Raw genomic sequence first — 16735 nt, 5'->3', positions numbered from 1 at the left:
CGTTCAGGCGTTAGTTCACGGATGCCTTAGCATCGTCATTAGCAGTGTCGAGCGCGGCTTGCACGTTTTCGGGCAAATCGATCTCGTAGAAAGTGTAGGACAGGGTGATATGCTTGGCATATTTGGCATCGCTGTCTTCGACGATTTCAGGATCGACAAAGAAGCTCACGGGCATTTGCACCCGTTCCCCCGGTTGAAGCACCTGCTCGGTAAAGCAGAAGCATTCAATTTTGTTAAAGTATGCGCCGGCCTGATAGGGAGCCACATTATAAGCGGCCTGACCGGCTACCGGACGGTCAGTGGGGTTGTAGGCCTCGTAGAAGGCCAGCCCCTCTTCGCCGATTCGCACCGTCATTTCTGTCTGCGCGGGTTTGAACTCCCACGGCATGCCGCGTTCACGCGATGCGTCGAATTTCACGGTAATCGTGCGGTCGAGAATTTCAGACCCGGACGCATCGGCAATCGATGGCGTGCCGCCAAAGCCCGTGACACGGCAGAACCAGTCGTAAAACGGCACCGACGCCCAGGCGAGCGCACCCATCGTCACCACGACCCCAACCGTCTGGGCGAGGGTTTTCATCTTCGGGTCAATTGCCATCTTCCGGAGCCTCCTGACCAATAACGGTGGAATTCGCGGTGGGCTGCATGGCGAAATCGCCGCGGCTGACCTTGACCATGGTCATGCCAAAAACGATCGCGATAAAGGCCACCAGCGTCAGGCCAAGCCCCACGTTGCGGGACCGGCGCCGCTTGTGCAGCTCATGTTCTTTGGTGATCGCCATTAGAGTACTCCGAACCGGCTCAGGCCGGTGTCTACCAAGATCGCGCCGAAATGCGCAAAGAGGTAAAGCAAAGAGAGTTTGAAGAAAGATCTTTCCACCTTGAAGTTATCCGCTTCAGAGGCGTCCTCATCCCGGCGCCAGATCTGGACGGCGCCTTTCAGGAATAAGGCATTCAGAACGATGGCGGTGGCGAGATAGACGGGTCCGCCCACTTGCGTAAAGCCAAGGCCAATCGCAAAGACCGCCAGCAGGATGGTGTAGACCAGAATGTGGTTGCGCGTGGATTTACGCCCGTGGGTGACAGTCAACATCGGCACGGTGGCGTTGTCGTAATCCATCCGCACAAACAGCGCCAGCGCCCAGAAATGCGGCGGGGTCCACAGGAAGGTCAGGCAGAACATAAGCACCGACGCGGTGGAGATTTCGCCCGTGGCCGCCGCCCAGCCGATCATCGGAGGGAAGGCACCAGCCGCGCCGCCGATCACGATGTTCTGCGGCGTCGCGCGCTTCAGCCACATGGTGTAGATCACGGCGTAAAAGAAAATGGTGAAGGCGAGAAGCCCGCCAGCCAGCCAGTTTGTCGCGAGGCCAAGGAAGACCACGGCAAACACCGACAGCGTGAGGCCAAAGGCCAGCGCTTCTTCACGGGTGACCTTTCCTGCGGGAATGGGCCGCTTTGCGGTGCGCTTCATGACGGCGTCGATGTCGCTGTCATACCACATGTTCAAAGCGCCGGAAGCTCCGCCGCCCAATGCAATGAAGAGCACGGCACAGAAGCCGAGAAAGGGGTGAATCGCCACCGGCGCCGCCAGCAGGCCGACGAATGCCGTGAACACCACCAGCGTCATAACACGCGGTTTGAGCAGCGCGAAATAATCGCCGAATTCTGCGTCCTGCGTGTTGGTCATGTCAGTGTCAAAGCTTGCGTCGCTCATGTCCGGGCTTTCGGTCGCTGGGTCACATGGGGTGACGCGGCGAGGGGATCGCCGCGTCGTTGTCTTTTCAGATCAAGGATCAGTTGGTCAGGACGTCGCGGACGTCTGTGTACCAGCCCGCTTCGACCGAGTTGGCCAACCATGCGTCATACGCCTCTTGGCTGACGACCTTGACGGTGATCGGCATGTAGGCGTGCGCGATGCCACAAAGCTCGGAACACTGGCCAAAGTAGATGCCTTCCTGCTCTGCCTCGAACCACAGCTCTGCCAGACGGCCGGGAACGGCGTCCTGTTTCACGCCGAAGGCGGGGATGGTCCAGGAGTGGATCACGTCTGCACCGGTGACCTGCATGACCACGGTTGCGCCAACCGGGACAACCACGGCAGTGTCAGTGGCCAGCAGCCATTCGTCGCGCGACAGACCGACCGCTTCGAGCTGGTCGACGATGCCGTCGTTCAGGCGGTAGTCAGCGGTGGCTGCGGGCACATCGTCGCCCATGTAGCTCAGGTCCGCACCGGGCGCACCGATCATGTAGCTGTCGTAGGCCAGATCTTCGCCGACATATTCATAGCCCCAGTACCACTGGTAGCCTGTGACCTTGATGGTGATGTCACCCTCGGGGATCTCCTGCTGTTTGAACAGCACCGGCAGCGAGAAGGCACCGATGAACACAAGGATCACGATCGGGCCGATGGTCCATGCCACCTCGATCGGGGAGTTATGTGTGAAGGTCGCCGGTGTCTTGTTCGCTTTCTGGTTATAGCGAATGAAAACGAAGGCAAGCAGGCCGATCACAAACAGGCAGATCGCGATGATGATCACGTTGATCATACCGTCGAGCCACTGCAGATCACGGGCCAGTTCGGTCGCCGCAGGCTGGAAGCCAAGGCCGCCTTGTTCGGGCCGGCCAATGACCGGCAGGTCCTGCGCCAGCGCCGGCGCGGCGACAAGGGCACCCGCGAGGCCCGTCATCATCGTCTTGAGGTTCATGTCTCTACCCTGATCGATTCGAGTTGCACACGGGCCCGCCGACCCGGAAATTTCCAATGGATACATGAGGTTGAGGTCCAGAATTGCAGTCCCGACCTCTTCCTCATGACATACCGTTGCGTTCTGCCGGCCTAGAAACCATATTCTGTCCACCCGTGGAAGCATGGCACTTGCGGCAAAGCGCCGCTTTTTTGATCCAGATCAACTCCGAGGTCCAGATGCCTGACGCAACTTTTCGCCCTTTCGAGACACTTTTGGACCTGGATCGCACCTTGGCCCAGCTGCGTGAAACGCTGCTAGGGGCCGAAGATGGCGAGCTTTTCCTGGAACGGCGTCGGTCTGAATCGCTGGTTCTGGATGATGGGCGCATAAAAACTGCAAGTTATGACGCATCCGAAGGATTTGGTTTGCGCGCCGTGCGGGGCGAGGTCGCGGGCTATGCGCATTCGACCGATATTTCTGAACAGGCGCTGAAACGGATGTCCGAGACGGCGCGGCTGGCCATCGGGTCCGGTGGCGGGGTGATGGCACCCCCGCCTGCGGGGACGAATCGGACATTGTACACGGACGCCGATCCGATCGAGGGCGCGAGCTTTCCGGTCAAGGTCGATACGCTGAAGGAAATCGATGCCTTTGCCCGCGCGCTGGACCCGCGTGTGGTGCAGGTGACCGCGACAATTTCCGCCTCCCTGCAAGAGGTCGCCATTCTGCGTCCCGAAGGGGGGCTGATGACAGATGTGCGTCCGATGACGCGGGTCAATGTCTCTGTCATCGTAGAGGATCAGGGCCGCCGCGAGGCGGGCACCGCAGGTGGCGGCGGACGCGTCACATTGGACGGCTTGCTTGCGCCGCAGGACTGGCAGGGCAAAACGCGCGAGGCGCTGCGCATTGCGCTCGTCAACCTTGAGGCGGAGCCGGCGCCTGCCGGTGTCATGGATATTGTGTTGGGGCCCGGCTGGCCCGGTATTCTGCTGCACGAGGCCATTGGCCACGGGCTGGAAGGCGATGCGAACCGCAAGGGGGCGTCGGTCTTTGCCGGTTTGATGGGGCAGCAGATCGCGTCCAAAGGGGTGACCGTGCTGGATGACGGCACGATCCCGGATCGGCGCGGCTCCATCACCATTGATGACGAAGGCACGCCTTCGGGTAAGAATGTCCTGATCGAGGATGGCAAGCTGGTGGGCTACATGCAGGACCGCCAGAATGCGCGGCTGATGGGGGTTGCGCCGACGGGCAACGGGCGGCGCGAAAGCTATGCCCATATTCCGATGCCGCGCATGACCAACACCTACATGCTGGGCGGTGACAGCGATCCGGCGGACATCGTGGCCGATCTGAAAGACGGGATCTGGGCCGTTGGTTTCGGCGGCGGGCAGGTGGACACGACAAACGGCAAGTTCGTGTTCTCCTGTACCGAGGCCTACCGCGTCAAAGACGGCAAGATTGGTGCGCCGGTCAAAGGGGCGACTCTGATTGGCGACGGGGCGACTGCGCTGAACGGCATCCGCGCCATTGGCAACGACATGGCGCTGGACCCGGGTATGGGCAACTGTGGCAAGCAGGGGCAGTGGGTTCCAGTGGGTGTGGGCCAGCCGACGGTGATGATCGGCGGGCTGACGGTTGGCGGTTCCGGCACCTGAGTGTTGCGTGGAAGTTAGCGCAAAATCGCGCGGAACGGTTTACCGCTGATTAACCTGTCTCGCGCTATAGCTGTTCGTGCAAGACGGCGGGGACAGGATGCGCGACGACAGCTACTCTTCCACTCACCCCCCACTCCCACCCACCACGGAAGATATCTGTGTGGACTGGCTCCGCCTCTTGCGCTCTCGCAGGGTGGGTCCCACGACATTCTGGCGGCTGATGGCCGAACACGGTGATGCACGCACCGCTTTGGCTGCACTGCCGGAGGTGGCGCGCACCGCCGGGGTCAAGGATTACGAGGCCTGCCCGCAATCGGTAGCAGAGGCAGAGCTGCGCGCAGGCCAGCAGGCAGGCGCCCGTCTGATCGCACGGGGCGCAGCGGAGTATCCCGCAGATCTGGCGGAACTGCCGGACGCGCCTCCGCTGCTTTGGGTGCGCGGGGATGCCGGGATATTGAACCGTCCCATGATTGCCCTGGTTGGTGCTCGGAATGCGTCGTCCTTGGGGGGGCGCATGGCGCGCAGTCTGGGGCGCGATCTTGCGGCCAATGGCTATTGCATCGTGTCGGGGCTGGCGCGCGGCATCGATACCGCCGCGCATGAGGCGGCTTTGGGGCAAGGCACCGTGGCGGTGTTCGCGGGCGGTGTCGATGTGATCTACCCATCAGAAAACGCCAAACTGGCGGAAGATATTGTGGAACAGGGCGGGGCGCTTCTGTCCGAACAGCCCATTGGGATGCAGCCGATGGCGCGTCATTTCCCGACCCGCAATCGCATCGTGTCAGGTATGTCGCGGGCCGTTGTAGTGGTGGAGGCAGCCGCCAAATCAGGGTCGCTCATCACCGCACGCGGTGCGCTGGATCAGGGGAGAGAGGTGCTTGCCGTGCCGGGCCATCCGCTGGATGCCCGCGCCGCCGGATGCAATCTGTTGATCCGTGATGGCGCCCGTCTGGTACGCCACGCGGATGATGTCTTGGAAGCCCTGCCACCGCTGGAGGGGCCAGATCAGGGCAGCTTTGATTTACCGCCACCTGCGCCCACCGCGATGGAAGAGCCTGCGCCGCGCCCTAACCTGCGCCGCGTTGCGTCCTTGCACCGGCAAATTCTGGACCGGCTCGGCCCGTCCCCCACGGCCGAGGATCAGCTGATGCGCGACATCGGCTCCGGCGCGGGTGACATCGCCTCCGTGTTGACGGAGCTTGAGCTGGAGGGTCAAGTCAAACGCCAGCCCGGCGGGTTCCTCTCTCTGATTACCAAAAGGTAATGCCTTTAGCACAATTCGGTCAGCACCCCCGACCAATCGCTGCAATAGCCGTCCCAGAACCACCAGACGTCGGTCGCGCCGATGGCCCAATGCACCGCGACCCATGTGTCGCCGGACCGCTTCAGCAGCGCCTGAACCGACGCACCGTCATAGTCGAAAGGGTTCTCGCCGTCGGGCGCAGGGTGCCGCAGATCATTGCGCGTGAGCGGGCGGCCATCGGGGCGTTGCGGGGTCAGGATGGCAAAGGCTGCATCGCCGTCGACCCGCAGGTCGGAAACGACAAATACAATGGGCGCCCCGAAAATCCATTCGATATGGGGGCGCATTGCATCCATCAGATCGGCGCGGTCTGCCGTGCCGCGGGCGGGGCTGTGCCATGCATGCAAAGGCAGGGCACAGATCAAAAAAAGCACAAGAATGAAGGGTCGCATAAGAGGTCCATGGACAAGGCTATAAATATGGGCAGTCTGTGGGGACGGCGCGTGGGGCGCAAGTCATGTCATTGACAACACCCCCTTAAACCCCACATCAAGCGCCGCAAACCGCCTGCCGGGTGGTTTGCAGAGTTAACAGTAGAGGTAGCACAACCAGATGCCCGTCGTTGTCGTCGAATCCCCGGCCAAGGCCAAGACCATCAACAAGTATCTGGGGTCCGACTATACGGTTCTCGCCTCTTACGGGCATGTTCGGGATTTGCCGCGCAAAGATGGATCGGTCGACCCCGAGCATGAATTCGACATGACGTGGGAGGTGCCGAACGATTCGCGCAAACACGTCGCAGCCATCGCCGAAGCGCTGAAAACCGATGACGAACTGATCCTCGCGACTGACCCTGATCGCGAAGGCGAGGCGATTTCATGGCACCTCAAAGAGGCGCTGACAAAGCGGCGGTCTATCAAGAAATCGACCCATGTCAGCCGTGTGACCTTTAACGCGATCACCAAACAGGCCGTCACCGAGGCGATGAAAAACCCGCGCGAGATCGACGCGCCGCTGGTCGAGGCATATCTGGCGCGCCGTGCGCTGGATTATCTTGTGGGCTTCAACCTGTCGCCGGTGCTGTGGCGCAAACTGCCCGGCGCGCGCTCGGCCGGTCGGGTGCAATCGGTATGTCTGCGGCTTGTGGTCGAACGCGAAACCGAGATCGAGGCATTCAACCCGCGTGAATACTGGCAGGTCCGCGCCCAGATGGTGACCCCGCGCGGTCAGGAATATGAGGCGCGCCTGACAGTACTGGGGGGCCAAAAGCTCGACCGGTACGACATTCCCACGCAGGAAGCGGCGGAGCTTGCCGTGCAGGCTGTGACATCACGTGCCTTGAGCGTGACCAGCGTGGAAGCCAAGCCCGCCACGCGCAATCCATCGGCGCCGTTCATGACCTCGACCCTTCAGCAAGAGGCCAGCCGCAAATTCGGCATGGGTGCCAAACAATGCATGAGCACGGCGCAACGCCTGTATGAGGCGGGCCATATCACCTACATGCGGACCGACGGGATCGACATGGCGCCGGAGGCCGTGACCTCTGCCCGGGCCGCGATCGAGGCGCGTTATGGCAAGGCCTATGTGCCCGAAAAGGCTCGTATTTATAAGAACAAGGCCAAGAACGCACAGGAAGCGCACGAATGTATCCGCCCCACCGACATGGCGGCGGACGCGGAAAAGCTGCAACTGCGTGATGCGGACCAGCGCAAGCTGTACGATCTGATCTGGAAGCGGACCTTGGCCTGCCAGATGGAATCGGCCAAGCTGGAACGCACCACGGTCGAAATCGGCTCTGACGATGCGCAGGTCGGTCTGCGCGCGACGGGTCAGGTCATCACATTCGACGGCTTTTTGAAGGTCTATGAGGAAGGCCGCGACGACGTCGAAAGCGGGTCGGACGATGATCGCCGTTTGCCGCAGGTCATGCAGGGGGAGCCTGCCAAACTGGGCGGCGCCGCGAGCCTGCCCAAGGGCGACGCCAAGGTGGTCAAGGCCGCCGAGGGCGCCGTGGTGGGGCAGCAAAGTTTTACCCAGCCGCCACCGCGCTACACCGAGGCCACGCTGGTCAAACGGATGGAAGAGCTGGGCATTGGCCGCCCCTCGACCTACGCCAGCGTCATCAGCACCATTCAAGACCGCGATTATGTCCGCAAGGAACAGAACCGTCTGATCCCCGAAGATAAGGGGCGGATTGTTACGATCTTCTTGCAGAACTTCTTCAAACGCTACGTGGAATACGATTTCACAGCTGCCTTGGAAAACCAGCTCGACGATGTCAGCGCCGGTGATCTGGACTACAAGGAGGTGCTGAACCGCTTCTGGCGTGATTTCTCTGCCGCGATTTCAGAGACCTCTGATCTGCGGATCTCCGAGGTGCTGGACGTGCTGGACGAGGCACTGGCCCCGCAGCTTTACCCCCCGCGCGAGGATGGCACCGATCCGCGTGTCTGCCCGCGCTGTGGCGCAGGTCAGTTGCATCTGAAAACCTCGCGCAGCGGTGGCTTTGTCGGCTGCGGCAACTACCCCGAATGCACCTACACCCGTCCGATCACCGGCGATGGTGCCGACGATATTTTGCTGGGCGAGGACCAAGGCGACCAGATCTGGCTGAAGTTCGGCCAGTACGGCCCTTATCTTCAGCGCGGCGAACAGGTGCCGGGATCAAAGGAAAAACCGCATCGCTCGAACCTGCCGATGGACCGGTCCAAAAAGCCTTTGCCGGGCTGGGCGCCTGACGAGATGACGCTGGAAAAGGCGGTAACGCTGCTGACCTTGCCGCGTGAAATCGGCATGCACCCGGAGGGGGGCGTCATCAAGGCCGCGCTGGGTCCGTGGGGGCCGTACATCATGCACCAGCTGCCCGACGAAGAGAAACCGGTCTACGTCAACCTCAAGGAATTGCAGGAGGTTTTCGAGACCGGCATGAACCTTGCAGTCGAAATGTTGGCGGACAAACGGGCCAATCCGGGGCGCGGGCGTCGCGGTGCGGCCAAGGTTCTGGCAGAGGTCGGGGATCACCCCGATGGCGGCAAGATTGCGGTCTATGACGGCAAATACGGCGCTTACGTCAAATGGGAAAAGGTGAACGCCACGCTGCCCAAAGATGCCGATCCCGAAAAGCTGACGATGGACGAAGCGCTGGCTTTGATTGCGGAAAAGACAGGTAAAAAGGGCGGCAAGAAAGCTGCCAAGAAGCCTGCCGCCAAGAAAACCGCAGCGAAAAAGACCACGGCCAAGAAAGCACCGGCTAAAAAGCCGGCCGCCAAGGACTAAACAAAGGGCCGTCACCGTGTGGACGGTGGCGGTTTTCGGCCCGTTTGCGTGGCTTCCTTGCACTCACGCGGGTGATCTCGGAGCTGTGATTTTCCTTTGATGCGTGACGCACGCATCTAACCCTCAACAGCTTTCAAGCAATGAGGGGCAAAATGACACTTTCTCGTCGTCAACTGATCATCACCGGGGCTGCCGCCGCCTTGGTTGTGCCTGCCACAGCGCGCGCCACCGACATCCGCCGCAACGTATCCAGCTTCGCCATGCAGGACTGGCGCGACCACTTCAGCCAGTTGGGCAAGGCGTCGATTGTCTGCGACACCGAAAGCCGCGCCTTGCATTTCTGGTCGGGGGATGGGTCGGACTACCGGATTTACCCGACATCGGTGCCAAAAACCGACGAACTGACGAAACGCGGCTATACAGAGATCGTGCGCAAAAAGGTCGGACCCAGTTGGACGCCGACCGCCAGCCAGATGGAGCGGTTCCCCGATTGGAAGCCGGTCGCGGGCGGTGCGCCTGACAATCCGCTGGGCACCCATGCGCTGTATTTTGATTGGCCCGCCTATCTGATCCACGGCACCCATGACACACGCAAGATCGGGCGACGGTCGTCGGACGGCTGCATTGGTCTGTACAACGAAAAGATTGCCGAGCTGTTCGAGCTGGTCCCCATCGGGGCGCAGGTTCGGCTGATTTAAGCCTAAGCCTATGATCTTGTGAACAAACAAGGCGCGCCGGAGTTGATCCGGTGCGCCTTTGTTTTGGCGCACCATCAAAGGAGACCACTCATGACACGCGCCGCACTTACTGCCCTTGGCCTGCTGTGCGCCACGGCTGCTACAGCCCAAACCGCCGCCCCCGTGACCAGCGACATCATCGGTCTGGAGGGCGCGCCCATCGGCGAGGCGACCCTGACCGAAGGGCCCAACGGCCTGCTGATCCACCTACGGGTCGAGGGGCTTGAACCCGGCAAACACGGGCTGCATCTGCATGCCGAAGGCACCTGTGATCCGTCCGAAGGCTTTACCACCTCTGGCGGGCATGTGGGCAAAATCGAGGGCGGTCATGGGCTGCTGAACCCCGATGGCCCCGAAATGGGCGATCTGCCCAACCTTTTCGTGGCCTCCGACGGTATCGGCGAGATGGAGGCCTTTACATCCCTCGTCACGTTGGAGACCCTGCTGGATGAGGACGGCGCGGCCTTTATCATCCACGAGAACGCGGATGATCACCTGACGCAGCCGATTGGCGGGGCAGGGGACCGTGTCGCCTGCGGGATCTTGGGCGGCTAAGCCACCATATGCCTCTGCGCCTGTCACTTTTTGTATCAGGCGCAGAGGCTTGGCCCGCGTTGACTCTACGCTGCAGAGCGGCGAAAACTTTCGCAACGTCATTCAGGGAGGGTTCCATGAAGAAAGTCTACGGCTCCGCACAGGAGGCGCTCGACGGTTTGCTGACAGACGGCATGCTGATCGCAGCGGGCGGCTTCGGGCTGTGCGGCATTCCAGAGCTGCTGATCGATGCCATCGCGGACAGCGGGGTGAAGGATCTGACCGTTGCGTCGAACAATGCCGGTGTCGATGGCTTTGGTCTGGGCAAGCTGCTGGCCACCCGTCAGGTCAAAAAGATGATGTCGTCCTATGTGGGCGAGAACGCGGAATTCATGCGCCAGTATCTGTCCGGCGAGCTTGAGCTGGAATTCAACCCCCAAGGCACGCTGGCCGAGCGCATGCGCGCCGGTGGCGCGGGCATTCCGGGCTTCTACACCAAAACCGGCGTAGGCACCGTGATCGCGGAAGGCAAGGATGTGAAATCCTGGAACGGTCAGGACTATATCCTTGAAGAGGGGATCTTTGCCGATCTGTCCATCGTCAAGGCGTGGAAGGCCGACACCACCGGCAACGCGATTTTCCGCAAGACCGCGCGCAACTTCAACCCGCCAGCGGCCATGTGCGGCAAGGTCTGCGTGATGGAGGTCGAGGAGATCGTCGAACCCGGCGCACTGGACCCCGATCACATTCATCTGCCCGGCATCTACGTGCACCGCCTGATCCAGGGCGATCACGAGAAACGCATCGAACAGCGCACCGTGCGCACGCGGGAGGACGCATAATGCCTTGGGATCGCAACCAAATGGCCGCGCGCGCGGCGCAAGAGCTCGACGACGGAATGTATGTCAACCTCGGCATCGGTATCCCGACGCTGGTGGCGAACTATGTCGGTGACAAGGACATCACCCTGCAGTCGGAAAACGGCATGCTGGGCATGGGGCCGTTTCCCTTTGAGGGGGAAGAAGACCCCGACCTGATCAATGCGGGCAAGCAGACGATCACCGAGTTGAACCGCACGTCCTACTTTGACAGCGCGACGTCCTTCGGGATGATCCGCGGTGGCAAGATCGCTGCGGCCATTCTGGGGGCTATGGAGGTCGCGGAAAACGGCGATCTGGCAAACTGGATGATCCCGGGCAAGCTGGTCAAAGGCATGGGCGGCGCGATGGATCTGGTGGCCGGTGTCGGCAAGGTCATCGTCGTGATGGATCACCAGAACAAGCACGGCGAATCGAAGCTGTTGAAAGAATGTACCCTGCCACTGACCGGCAAGGGTGTGGTGGACCGCATCATCACAAATCTCGGGGTGCTCGACGTGGTCGAGGGCGGGTTGAAGATCGTGGAAACCGCCGATGGTGTGACCGAGGAAGAGCTGCGCGCCGCGACCGAGGCGACCATCGTCTGATCCTGCACGTCAAAGATGAACCGGCTGCGGCGACCCTATAGGGGTCGCCGTTCGCGTTCACAGCCCTGCATGTGCATGGCTTGACGTTCGGGCAATGGCGCTAGGTCAATGTGTTAAGAACAAGTTACGGAAGAAGCGATGAGATTGTATGTTTGGCGGGCGCTCTCCGCCTTTATTCTGGGATTGATGGTCTTGACCATGACGCCTCTCGCGGCGCAGGCACAAGAGACCGCTAGCACCACAGCCACGGAGGCCGCCGACAGTGCGTTGAGCGCGGAACAGGCCAGCGCCCTTGCGGATTTGCTCAGCGATGAAAGCACGCGCGAAGCGTTGATCGAGGCGCTGACCCGTGTAGGGGAAGGCACCGCCGAGGATCTGCCGTCCGAGGCCGCCGAGGTCGCCGCCGAAGAGGAAGTCTCGATCAGCAGGCGTGTGGCGCGGGCCACCCAGAACGCGGCGGAGCAGGTCGGCACGACTTTGGCAGGCTTTTGGCAGCATCTCGAACGCGCGCCACGTGTGCTGAGCGATGCTACCTCCATCGATCCGCAAGTGATCTGGGATTCCTTGCGTGAACTGGCGCTGGTGATCATCACAACGGTTGTGATCTACAATCTGCTGCGCGTGACCTCCAAGCAGCTGTACCGCCGGATGGGGTCGGCTGCACATGAACGCGGCCCGATGCAGACGGCCATGATTATCATCGGATCGGTGCTGATCGACGCGGTGGTGGTCGTGATCGCATGGGGCGTTGGCTATCTGCTGGCGCTGTTGGTTTTTGGCTCGGTGGGCGAAATCGGCATCCGTCAATCGCTGTATCTGAACGCGTTTTTGATTGTTGAAACGGTGAAGATGGTCACCCGCGCGATCCTGTCGCCCACAACGTCAGAGCTGCGCCCCATTCCCATGCCCGACGCAGGTGCGCGCAAGCTGAACCGGTGGAGCGCGTTTATCATCAGTTTGCTGGGCTACGGCCAGCTTTTGGTGGTGCCGATCATCAACCAGAACGTCAATTTCATGACGGGTCGCGGCGTATCGACGGTGATCTCGGCCTTGGCGATCCTTATCGTGATGGTGCAGGTGATCCGCTACCGCAAGCCCGTGGCGGACTGGCTGCTGGGCAACCGCATGGCAGAGGCGGGGCATTTTGTGCGTGTGCTGGCGCGCAACTGGTATGTGGCCGCGCTGGTCTATCTTGCTGTGCTGCTGGCGGTGGTGCTGGCGCGCCCCGGTGGTGTCCTGTTCCCGATGCTGGGCGCATCGGCAAAGGTGCTGGGCGCCATTGTCGTGGCCTTCATCGTGTCGAACATTGTCAGCCGGATCGTCGCGCGGGGCATCCACGTCCCCTCTGGCGTGTCCGAACGGTTGCCGCTTCTGGAGCGGCGGCTGAACGCCTTTGTGCCGCGGGTTCTGACAGCGGTGAAGCTGCTGATCTTTGCCGCGGTGGTGTTGTTCACGCTCAGCACAGTGGGCATCGTCGACGCCCAAGGCTGGATGGAAAGCCAGGTTGGTGTGCAAATGACGGGCACGATCGTGTCGATCCTGTTCATCTTGCTGTTCTCTTTCCTTGTTTGGCTGGCGGTGAACTCTTGGGTGGATTTCCGGCTGAACCCGGAATTCGGATCGGTGCCGACCGCGCGTGAAAGCACCTTGTTGTCGCTGCTGCGCAATGCGGTGACGATTGTGCTGGTGGTGATCACCTTGATGTTTGTGCTGTCCGAGGTCGGCATCGACATCGCGCCGCTGATCGCCTCTGCCGGTGTGCTGGGTCTGGCCATTGGTTTTGGCGCGCAAAAGCTGGTGCAGGACATTATCACCGGCGTATTCATCCAGCTGGAAAACGCCATGAATGTCGGTGATGTGGTGACAGCAGGGGGGACGACGGGCACCGTTGAACGTCTGACGATCCGCTCTGTGTCGCTGCGCGATTTGCACGGCGCGTTCCATATCATTCCGTTTTCTTCGGTTGATATGGTGTCCAACTACATGCGTGAATTTGCCTATTGCGTCACGGATATGGGCATTGCTTACCGCGAGAATATCGATGACGCGAAACAGGCGATGTTCGATGGCTTTGAAGAACTGCGCAACCATCCCGACCACGGCAAGAATATCCTTGAGGATCTGCAGTGGTTCGGTCTCAACAGCTTTGGCGCGTCCGAGCTGGTGGTGCGCGCGCGGATCAAAACCGTGCCCGGCACGCAATGGGGGCTGGGCCGCGCCTATAACGAGATCCTCAAGCGGATCTTTGACGAGCGTGGCATCGACATCCCGTTCCCGCATCAGACGATCTACTTTGGCGAGGACAAACAAGGTCGCGCGCCGGCAGCGCCCATTCGCATCGAAGAAGCGCCCAAAGAGGTGATCGAGGTCAAGGCAGAGCCACCGGCCAAAGACAGCGGTGCTGCCCGTGATATCGAGAAAGACCCCGATGACGAACCGCCCGGTGATGACGGGCGCTGATCACCACTGACAAGAAACCGCCGCAGGCCCCGTGCTTTGCGGCGGTTTTCTTTTAAAGGTCGGAGACTTTGTCACCCGAGCCAGTGCGTAAAGCAGAAGAGGCGGCCACCGAAGTGACCGCCTCAGGATTTTGCGCCAAATGGGAGGAGAGGGCGCAAAGCTGTTTTCCGTGCCTCAGATGAGGCGCGGTATTATTTCGCCGCTTCGGTGGCTTTCTTCACGGATGCGGTCATCTCTTCCGACGCTTTCTTGGCTGCGGCGGTCATGTCTTCCGAGATGTCCTTACCGGCGGCCATCATCAGTTCCACGGTGTCCATCTGGACCTTTTTCGCGATCTCGGCGAAAGCGGCCATGTTCTCGGCTGCGGTTTCGGCCTGAGCGGATGCGAAATCGGTCATCGCTTTGGCGTAATCTGCGGGCTCGGACTTGGCGGAGGTCATCGCGGACAGCTTGGTCAGCGTTTCCTTGGTCCATGCAGCGGACAGCTCGGTGGACTTTTCAGCCGCTTCCAGCGCCACGGCGGAAAGCTTTTCGTTCATGGATGCGGTGGTTTTGAACGCATCTTCCATCGCTTTGGTGTCGACGGGGAATGCGCCCATCATGTCTTTCATCATCGCGGTGAAATCTTGGGTCTGTGCCATTGTAGTGAGTTCCTTGTCTCTCCGCTGCGCAGCGGGCCCACCCCGTGTCTCAGCGTCTGCCAATAATATGAATGCTGCGACGCAGCATTTCAAGTTTTTTCTGCGCTGCAGCAAAGAGACAAGGCCAAGTCACTGAAATTGTTTGGCAGCTTTTAACCTAACGTAAGATCCCGGTGCTGCTTCCAGCACGTCGTAGCCAGAATCACCCGCTATGCGTGCAGGGACTTTCTTCCCGGACCGTTTCTTAAGCCACTTTTCCCAATGGGGCCACCACGACCCCACATGGTATTCGGCGTGGGCCTTCCAGTCGTCAAAGCTCTCGCTCAGGTTGTCGTTCAGGTAGTGGCCGTATTTATCCTTGCCCGGCGGGTTGACGATCCCCGCGATGTGACCCGACTGCCCAAGAACAAAGGTCTTGGACTTCGATCCCATCATCTGAACACCGCGATAGACGTCCCGCGCCGCCGCTATATGGTCGGTTTCGGTTGCAATCGACATCAACGGCACGTCCACGTCCTTCACCGAAAGCGTTTCGCCGCAAAGCTCGTACCGGCCTTCGGCAAATTCGTTACGCTGGCACAGACCGCGCAGATACTGGGTGAACATCTTGCCGGGCAGGTTCGCGCCATCGCCGTTCCAGTACAGCAAATCGAACGCGGGCGGGGTCTCTCCCAGCATATAGGACCGGATGGCGGGGCCGTAGATCAGATCGTTGGACCGCAAAAACGAAAAGGTCCGCGCCATGATGAAATGGGGCAGGATGCCCTCTTGGGTGATTTCCTGTTCGATGCCCTCGGCAAAGTCTTCCTGCAAGAAGGGGGTAAATTCCCCCTGATCGCTGAAGTCCGTCAGCGCGGTGAAAAACGTCGCGGATTTGACGGATTTGTCACCGCGCTTTTTCATCAGAGCAAGCGTGATCGACAGGGTGGTTCCGGCGATACAATAGCCCACGGCGTTGACCTTCGGGACATCACAGATGTCCTTGGCGACCTCGATCGCCTTGAGGAAACCGTCCTCGACATAATGTTCCATGCCCGTGTCGCGGTAACCATGATCGGGATTGACCCAGGAGACGACGAACAGCGTGTACCCTTGATCCACGATCCAGCGGATAAGCGAGTTCTTGGGCTTCAAGTCGAGGATGTAGAATTTGTTGATCCACGGCGGGAACAGGACGATGGGCGTTTCATGCACCGTCTCGGTGGTGGCTTTGTACTGGATGATCTCCATCATCTTGTTGCGAAAGACCACGTCGCCTTCGGCCGTGGCAATGTTGCCGCCAACCTCAAAGGCGCCCTCATCCACCAGCCGCACGATCATCTCGCCATTGTTCGCTTCCAGATCGGCGACGAGGTTCTCCAGCCCTTTGACAAGGCTTTCCCCCTCGGTCTCGACCGCGCGCATCAGCGCGTCAGGGTTGGTCGCAAGGAAATTCGTCGGCGCAAACATATCCACGATCTGTTTGCTGAAATACGACAGGCGCTTTTTCTCGATGGGGTCGAGGTCTTCGATCAGATCGACCGCGCCGCGGATCGCCTCGGCGTTAATCAGGTATTGTTCCTTGATGTAGTTGAAATAGGGATGGGTCTCCCACAGCGGGTTCTGGAACCGTTTGTCCGGGCGGCCGGTTTGCGGCTTGGGGGCGGGGGCCTCCAGCTTGCCTGCGGCCAGCGCCTGCTGCGCCTCTATGAAATGGGTGACGGTTTTCCCCCAATAGCCCACTTGCTGTTCGATCAGCTTGGCGGGATTGGTGATCCATTCGTGCATATAGGCCTGCGCGGCCTTGGCATATAACGTGCTGTCGGGGGCATTCAGCGCGTTCGGGGTCGGATGTCGTGCGGTCAAAGCGTTGATAAGCCGTTGCGACAGCTCGTCGATACGTTTCAAATTCGCCTCGAGCTTTTCGCGGTTTTCGCTCGGCACCACCGTATTTGTTGTCATTTAACTCTCCCCCCCTTATGCTTTGCACTCGCAGCATATGCCCTTCGCGTCTTGCGGATGTGCGGCAGGCTGTGCCGGACCACTGCAGAC

15 protein-coding genes are annotated in these 16735 nt (G+C 60.5%); 8 read left to right on the top strand and 7 right to left on the bottom strand.

Annotated elements, in window-relative coordinates; all coding sequences use genetic code 11:
- Positions 1-10: 10 nt before the first annotated feature.
- The 4 genes from ACN5AZ_RS05795 to coxB form a co-directional block, all read right to left on the bottom strand.
- On the bottom strand, positions 11-598 hold the full coding sequence (locus ACN5AZ_RS05795) for a cytochrome c oxidase assembly protein (protein WP_419427912.1): 588 nt from the start codon (positions 596-598) through the stop codon (positions 11-13).
- Positions 588-782 (bottom strand): hypothetical protein, encoded by a 195-nt coding sequence (locus tag ACN5AZ_RS05790; RefSeq protein WP_419427911.1) that lies wholly within the window; start codon positions 780-782, stop codon positions 588-590. The genes ACN5AZ_RS05795 and ACN5AZ_RS05790 overlap by 11 nt, the downstream gene beginning before the upstream one ends.
- A complete protein-coding gene (gene cyoE / locus ACN5AZ_RS05785; RefSeq protein ID WP_419427910.1) occupies positions 782-1717 on the bottom strand; it encodes a heme o synthase in 936 nt (311 codons plus the stop codon). Before cyoE ends, ACN5AZ_RS05790 begins: the two co-directional genes overlap by 1 nt.
- Positions 1718-1796: 79 nt before the next feature.
- Positions 1797-2708 carry a cytochrome c oxidase subunit II gene (gene coxB / locus ACN5AZ_RS05780; protein WP_419427909.1) on the bottom strand — a complete coding sequence of 304 codons (912 nt, stop codon included), beginning with the start codon at positions 2706-2708 and terminating at the stop codon, positions 1797-1799.
- A 218-nt stretch (positions 2709-2926) separates the two neighbouring features.
- Between coxB and tldD the strand changes: the two genes are divergently transcribed.
- Positions 2927-4348 carry a metalloprotease TldD gene (gene tldD / locus ACN5AZ_RS05775; protein WP_419427985.1) on the top strand — a complete coding sequence of 474 codons (1422 nt, stop codon included), beginning with the start codon at positions 2927-2929 and terminating at the stop codon, positions 4346-4348.
- Positions 4349-4445: 97 nt separating this feature from the next.
- Positions 4446-5612, top strand: a complete 1167-nt coding sequence (gene dprA, locus ACN5AZ_RS05770) for a DNA-processing protein DprA (RefSeq protein WP_419427908.1) — start codon at positions 4446-4448, stop codon at positions 5610-5612.
- Between the two features lie 5 nt (positions 5613-5617).
- Here dprA and ACN5AZ_RS05765 read toward each other — a convergent pair whose 3' ends face one another.
- Positions 5618-6025, bottom strand: coding sequence for a hypothetical protein (locus ACN5AZ_RS05765; protein WP_419427907.1), 408 nt, complete (start codon positions 6023-6025; stop codon positions 5618-5620).
- Between the two features lie 178 nt (positions 6026-6203).
- Between ACN5AZ_RS05765 and topA the strand changes: the two genes are divergently transcribed.
- The 6 genes from topA (at position 6204) to ACN5AZ_RS05735 (ending at position 14063) form a co-directional block, all read left to right on the top strand.
- Positions 6204-8867 (top strand): type I DNA topoisomerase, encoded by a 2664-nt coding sequence (topA, locus tag ACN5AZ_RS05760; protein ID WP_419427906.1) that lies wholly within the window; start codon positions 6204-6206, stop codon positions 8865-8867.
- A 152-nt stretch (positions 8868-9019) separates the two neighbouring features.
- The gene (locus ACN5AZ_RS05755; RefSeq protein ID WP_419427905.1) at positions 9020-9565 is read left to right on the top strand and encodes a L,D-transpeptidase; all 546 of its coding nucleotides are present in this window, start codon (positions 9020-9022) and stop codon (positions 9563-9565) included.
- 90 nt (positions 9566-9655) lie between these two features.
- Positions 9656-10159 (top strand): superoxide dismutase family protein, encoded by a 504-nt coding sequence (locus ACN5AZ_RS05750; RefSeq protein WP_419427904.1) that lies wholly within the window; start codon positions 9656-9658, stop codon positions 10157-10159.
- 116 nt (positions 10160-10275) lie between these two features.
- Positions 10276-10980, top strand: coding sequence for a CoA transferase subunit A (locus ACN5AZ_RS05745; protein WP_419427903.1), 705 nt, complete (start codon positions 10276-10278; stop codon positions 10978-10980).
- Positions 10980-11603: a CoA transferase subunit B gene (locus ACN5AZ_RS05740; protein WP_419427902.1), complete on the top strand. Its 624-nt coding sequence runs from the start codon at positions 10980-10982 to the stop codon at positions 11601-11603. Before ACN5AZ_RS05745 ends, ACN5AZ_RS05740 begins: the two co-directional genes overlap by 1 nt.
- Positions 11604-11741: 138 nt before the next feature.
- Positions 11742-14063 (top strand): mechanosensitive ion channel domain-containing protein, encoded by a 2322-nt coding sequence (locus ACN5AZ_RS05735; RefSeq protein WP_419427901.1) that lies wholly within the window; start codon positions 11742-11744, stop codon positions 14061-14063.
- Between the two features lie 191 nt (positions 14064-14254).
- Here ACN5AZ_RS05735 and ACN5AZ_RS05730 read toward each other — a convergent pair whose 3' ends face one another.
- Together ACN5AZ_RS05730 and ACN5AZ_RS05725 are read right to left on the bottom strand one after the other, a co-directional pair.
- On the bottom strand, positions 14255-14704 hold the full coding sequence (locus ACN5AZ_RS05730) for a phasin family protein (protein WP_419427900.1): 450 nt from the start codon (positions 14702-14704) through the stop codon (positions 14255-14257).
- A gap of 129 nt (positions 14705-14833) precedes the next feature.
- Positions 14834-16645 carry a PHA/PHB synthase family protein gene (locus ACN5AZ_RS05725; protein WP_419427899.1) on the bottom strand — a complete coding sequence of 604 codons (1812 nt, stop codon included), beginning with the start codon at positions 16643-16645 and terminating at the stop codon, positions 14834-14836.
- Between the last annotated feature and the right edge of the window lie 90 nt (positions 16646-16735).

This window comes from Sagittula sp. SSi028, assembly GCF_048553715.1.
Lineage (GTDB): Bacteria > Pseudomonadota > Alphaproteobacteria > Rhodobacterales > Rhodobacteraceae > Sagittula.
The sequence above is the reverse complement of the archived record's forward strand: the minus strand, read 5'-3'. Positions and strand labels throughout refer to the sequence as shown.

Bases quoted from the DNA above. Each gene is read 5' to 3' on its own strand.
- ACN5AZ_RS05730 (WP_419427900.1), bottom strand. From the start codon at position 14,704: ATGGCACAGACCCAAGATTTCACCGCGATGATGAAAGACATGATGGGC.
- ACN5AZ_RS05735 (WP_419427901.1), top strand. From the start codon at position 11,742: ATGAGATTGTATGTTTGGCGGGCGCTCTCCGCCTTTATTCTGGGATTG.
- ACN5AZ_RS05725 (WP_419427899.1), bottom strand. From the start codon at position 16,645: ATGACAACAAATACGGTGGTGCCGAGCGAAAACCGCGAAAAGCTCGAG.
- tldD (WP_419427985.1), top strand. From the start codon at position 2,927: ATGCCTGACGCAACTTTTCGCCCTTTCGAGACACTTTTGGACCTGGAT.
- cyoE (WP_419427910.1), bottom strand. From the start codon at position 1,717: ATGAGCGACGCAAGCTTTGACACTGACATGACCAACACGCAGGACGCA.
- ACN5AZ_RS05750 (WP_419427904.1), top strand. From the start codon at position 9,656: ATGACACGCGCCGCACTTACTGCCCTTGGCCTGCTGTGCGCCACGGCT.
- ACN5AZ_RS05795 (WP_419427912.1), bottom strand. From the start codon at position 598: ATGGCAATTGACCCGAAGATGAAAACCCTCGCCCAGACGGTTGGGGTC.
- ACN5AZ_RS05790 (WP_419427911.1), bottom strand. From the start codon at position 782: ATGGCGATCACCAAAGAACATGAGCTGCACAAGCGGCGCCGGTCCCGC.
- dprA (WP_419427908.1), top strand. From the start codon at position 4,446: ATGCGCGACGACAGCTACTCTTCCACTCACCCCCCACTCCCACCCACC.
- ACN5AZ_RS05755 (WP_419427905.1), top strand. From the start codon at position 9,020: ATGACACTTTCTCGTCGTCAACTGATCATCACCGGGGCTGCCGCCGCC.
- coxB (WP_419427909.1), bottom strand. From the start codon at position 2,708: ATGAACCTCAAGACGATGATGACGGGCCTCGCGGGTGCCCTTGTCGCC.
- ACN5AZ_RS05740 (WP_419427902.1), top strand. From the start codon at position 10,980: ATGCCTTGGGATCGCAACCAAATGGCCGCGCGCGCGGCGCAAGAGCTC.
- topA (WP_419427906.1), top strand. From the start codon at position 6,204: ATGCCCGTCGTTGTCGTCGAATCCCCGGCCAAGGCCAAGACCATCAAC.
- ACN5AZ_RS05745 (WP_419427903.1), top strand. From the start codon at position 10,276: ATGAAGAAAGTCTACGGCTCCGCACAGGAGGCGCTCGACGGTTTGCTG.